The organism is Bombilactobacillus bombi, from assembly GCF_013607485.1.
In the GTDB taxonomy this organism is placed as follows: domain Bacteria; phylum Bacillota; class Bacilli; order Lactobacillales; family Lactobacillaceae; genus Bombilactobacillus; species Bombilactobacillus bombi_A.
On the sequence record NZ_SCHP01000151.1, the window covers coordinates 1 to 446 of the forward strand.

General features: G+C 31.8%; 2 protein-coding genes. Both read left to right on the plus strand.

All coding sequences use genetic code 11. From position 1 onward, the window contains the following. Positions 1 to 264: competence protein ComGC (locus EQ827_RS08885; protein ID WP_181190612.1), on the plus strand; the 264-nt coding region annotated here is incomplete at its 5' end. Beyond that, the coding region (locus EQ827_RS08890) for a type II secretion system protein (protein ID WP_258231836.1) at positions 236 to 446 on the plus strand (211 nt) is incomplete at its 3' end. The genes EQ827_RS08885 and EQ827_RS08890, both read left to right, overlap by 29 nt.

The window sequence follows — 446 nt, forward strand, 5'->3', positions numbered from 1 at the left end:
GAAATGGTCATTGTTCTCTTTATAATTTCTTTGCTGCTTTTAATTATTATTCCCAATGTCAATCAGCAAAAAAAGTCAGCTGAAAATAAGACCGATAATGCTTTTAAAACTACCTTACAAACTCAAGTGGATATGTACGATGGATCTGATGTTAGCTGGCAAATATTAGAAAAAGAGCATTACTTATCAGATGCACAAGCCAAAAAAGCGATTAATGAGGGCTATCAAATTGAAAATGGAAATGTTGTGGGTCCACGCAAATAAGTCGCAAAAAGCTTTCACCCTAATTGAAGCAGTGATTAGTTTAGGAATAATTTGTGGAGTACTTTTAATTCCTTCAATCAATTATCAGCAACAATTGGTCGTTCAACAAGAAAAATTAGCTTTGCTAGAATTTCAAAATAATTGGCATAATTTGGTTAATGATTCTTTTCTTTATAATGAAC